Origin of the sequence: Candidatus Symbiopectobacterium sp., from assembly GCF_020054415.1 — a bacterium.
Lineage (GTDB): Bacteria > Pseudomonadota > Gammaproteobacteria > Enterobacterales > Enterobacteriaceae > Symbiopectobacterium.
Genome location: NZ_JAHWCO010000677.1, coordinates 1 through 3,445 on the forward strand (window position 1 = coordinate 1; position 3,445 = coordinate 3,445).

At 50.7% G+C, this 3,445-nt stretch carries 3 protein-coding genes and 3 pseudogenes; all 6 read left to right on the plus strand.

Features of this window, described 5'->3' with window-relative positions:
- Positions 1-114, plus strand: a pseudogene (locus QZ506_RS19540) (IS1 family transposase); the annotation flags it as partial.
- A 70-nt stretch (positions 115-184) separates the two neighbouring features.
- Entirely contained in the window at positions 185-403 is a 219-nt protein-coding gene (locus QZ506_RS19545; RefSeq protein ID WP_291973284.1) for a protein SlyX, read from the plus strand.
- Positions 404-703: 300 nt separating this feature from the next.
- Positions 704-1,609: pseudogene (locus QZ506_RS19550) on the plus strand (dihydrodipicolinate synthase family protein).
- Between the two features lie 300 nt (positions 1,610-1,909).
- Positions 1,910-2,953, plus strand: a complete 1,044-nt coding sequence (locus QZ506_RS19555) for a LacI family DNA-binding transcriptional regulator (protein WP_291973286.1) — start codon at positions 1,910-1,912, stop codon at positions 2,951-2,953.
- A 131-nt stretch (positions 2,954-3,084) separates the two neighbouring features.
- Positions 3,085-3,192, plus strand: a pseudogene (locus QZ506_RS19560) (IS1 family transposase); the annotation flags it as partial.
- 13 nt (positions 3,193-3,205) lie between these two features.
- On the plus strand, positions 3,206-3,289 hold the full coding sequence (locus tag QZ506_RS19565) for a hypothetical protein (RefSeq protein ID WP_291973288.1): 84 nt from the start codon (positions 3,206-3,208) through the stop codon (positions 3,287-3,289).
- Positions 3,290-3,445: the final 156 nt, after the last annotated feature.

The window sequence follows — 3,445 nt, forward strand, 5'->3', positions numbered from 1 at the left end:
ACACTGCGTAACCGATTGTAACGGCTCAATCGCAATACGCTCGGATATTCAAAATCATCCGAAATGCACGATAGGATCATCGGTACTTACATCGAACGCGAGTACTACGTTTGATGCTACATCAACTCATTGAATACACGACCCGAATATTCGGCTAGATACGACAAAATACAGAGGAATCTTAATGCCCCATACGCAACTAGAGCAACGTATTGAAATGCTTGAAAGCAAGCTGGCTTTTCAGGAGCTCACCATTGATGAGTTGAATCAGACGGTCGTCCAACATGAATTGGAAATGGTGAAAATCCGTGAGCACCTACGCCTGTTAGTGGAAAAATTGAAAGCGACGTCCCCTTCTCTTCTCGCCTCGCAGTCCGAAGAGACGCCACCGCCACACTATTAACCAATAACGCTGCCGCATCCGTGCCTCTACGGTTGCGCCAGATCACATTTATCACATCCGCCCAGGCGTTACACACGGTTTTCTGCACGCGAGAAAAACAAATAACAAATTGATTTAAAACATATAAACCAAAAAAACCTGCCGTTAAACAAAAATCCTTACAGCAAATCGCTCTTGACAGTCCCTTCAGAAAAACCAAAAATGCAAACGTTCACGAGATCGTTATTAATTGTTCTTTCATTTTTCCGATGGCACTAAAAAGAGAACATCATGACCAAAATTAATATCTAGTTACGTGGCCTGAACCCTGCCCCTGTCACACCGTTCAACCGCGATGCTTCCGTGGATTATGCCGCGTGTAAAAAACTGGGTGCCTGGCTTGCCAGCATCGATGGCGTAAAAAGTCTGACCGTATTGGGCCACGCTGGGGAAGGCACCTTTATGTCTCAGAGCGAGCAAATGAAAGTGATTGAAGCTTTTGCGGAATAGGTGAACGGCGCCACTCCAATCATTGCGGGTATCACACTCGAAGGCACCGAAGTGGCAGCTGAAGAAGCCAAGCGCGCCGTCAGCGCAGGGGCCTCTGCGGGCCTGCTGTATCCTTCTCACGGCTGGCTGCGTTTCGGCTATCAGAAAGGGGCACCACAGAATAAATACCGCCAGGTATATGAAGAAAGTGGCCTGCAGCTGATCCTGTTCCAGTATCCCGATGCCACTAAGTGCACCTATAGCCTGGAAACGTTGCTGGAAATTTCGGCTCAACCCGGTGTGTTTGCCATGAAGAACGGCGTGCGCAATATGTGTCTCTGGGACACTGAGATACCGGTAATCCGCCGTGAGCGCCCAGACCTGCAAATCCTAAGCTGTCATGACGAATATCTGCTCTCAACGGCCTTTTATGTAGACGGTTTTCTGGTGGGCTATGGCAACATTGCACCAGAACTGCTGGTAGAGATGATCAAAGCAGGCAAGGCGAAGGATTACAAAAAAGCCCGTGAGATCCATGACCGCCTGCTGCCTGTGACCAAAAGCGTGTATCACCGTGGTTCGCACATGGAAGGTACCGTGGCACTGAAGCATGCGCTGGTGGCGCGCGGCATTCTGGACCACGCCACAGTGCGTTCTCCGCTGCTGCCATTGGAACTCGGCGCAGAAGAGGAAATCAAATCCGCAATTCGCGCTGCTGAACTGTCATTCGTTGGCTAATGCCCGTACTCCGACGCTGACATCACGGATAGCCTGCCTTCATACCGTGAACGGCGGGCGTATTGTCGATCCAAACGGCATCCAACTTCCCGCGCTTGTTAGCGCAATCAAGCGTATATGTTGCGCATTATTGTATGCTTTTGCATAGTAATCCCTGATTATCCTGCCGTGGCGCAGATTTAAAATTCCGAGGTGTAGCCAAAGCCTGGGAACCATTACATAATAAATTCGTAAACGTAGCGCGGATGTCATTGGCAACACACTGTGCCTTTTTTAAAAAAATAAAAATCAAGGGATTACATGGACCCTAATACCTTTCCGCACAACGGTTCAAGCCGTAAGTTGGGAAGCAAACCCGTCACCTTACAGGATGTCGCCACGGCAGCCGGGGTGAGCGTTTCCACCGTTTCCCGCGTTCTGGATGAACGGTTACCTCCGTCACGCAGCAAAGCGGCCGAACGTGTACGTCAGGTTGCACAGGAGTTGGGTTACCGACGCGACATCATGGCCTCCAGCCTGCGCCGTGGCGGCACGGGAACCATCGGCGTACTGGTGCCGCGTCTGAGCGATATGGTGATGGCGTTATTGTATGAGGCCATTTGCCGCGCAGCAGAGCGCTACGGTTATTTCGCGATTGTTGCGACCTGCGGTGACGATCTGGTGCAAGAAAAACAGGCAGCAGCCTCCCTGCTCGATCGGCGCGTCGATGGGCTGATTCTGGCCACTAGCCGACTGGATGACCATTTTCCGGCGGAATTGCGTCAGCAAAATGTTGCCCACGTATTGGCGCTGCGTACCGACGGTGTCAGCCGCTCTGCCATTGGTGATGACGAACAGGGAGGCTATCTGGCAACCCGGCATCTGATCGATCTGGGCCACCGTGATATCGGTATGGTTGCTGGTCCCAGCTTTTCTTCCGGTGCAACTTATCGCCGGGAAGGATTCCATCGTGCAATGCGCGAAGCCGGGCTCACCCCTAATCCCGCCTGGATTAGGGAATCCGGTTTCAGCATTGAGTCAGGAGAAAGTGAAGGGATGGCGCTGCTGAGCGGAGCACACAGGCCCACAGCCATTTTCGCCATCAACGATGATTTGGCCTTCGGCGTTATGGCGGCAGCCCATCGATTGGGACTGGCAATAGGTCAGGATTTATCACTAGTAGGCTATAACGATATTCCACTGTCCGCCCGTTTGCCGGTTCCGCTCTCTTCGGTGCATATTCCGTTCGACCACGTTGCTTCGATTGCTGTTGAATTGCTGCTGGCTGGCACCGAGCCCGTCGATACCATTCGGCGCGTGATGCCAAGTCTTATTCCACGCAGTTCCAGTGCACCGCTCAGGTAATCGCTCATACACTCGCGGGCCAATGCAGCCCGCTAATGCGTGCGTTTCAAATTGCGTTACACACAATCGCCGGTCGTGTATTCAATATGTTGATTGCAGTGTGAAATGTCCGGTTTTGGATGTGGAATACAGTGGCTAAAGTTGATGTAAGATGCCCGTTTTGTGAACAGACATCTCCTGTGAAAAAACACGGTTATGGCAAAAGTGTCCATCAGCGTTACCGTCGTCAGTCATGCAAACACGGATGGCTACATGGCTTACAACGACGAACTTCCAAAAGTAAAACACATTGTTAGCAAGCTGCATACACAGCGTATTGAGGGCTTTTTTGAATAAATAGATTTTATGCTGGCAGCCCAGTGAAACGACGGATCCTCGCAACGTAAAATAATGCAGTTAGGCCTCATGAGAAAAGTGTACACCTGAGATGACAAGCATTTTCAACCAAAACTGGCATGGAAAAACAGCATGATTACCTATTATTCAACAAAG

Coding starts and splice junctions, on each gene's coding strand:
- QZ506_RS19555 (WP_291973286.1), top strand. CDS start 1,910: ATGGACCCTAATACCTTTCCGCACAACGGTTCAAGCCGTAAGTTGGGA.
- QZ506_RS19545 (WP_291973284.1), top strand. CDS start 185: ATGCCCCATACGCAACTAGAGCAACGTATTGAAATGCTTGAAAGCAAG.
- QZ506_RS19565 (WP_291973288.1), top strand. CDS start 3,206: ATGGCTTACAACGACGAACTTCCAAAAGTAAAACACATTGTTAGCAAG.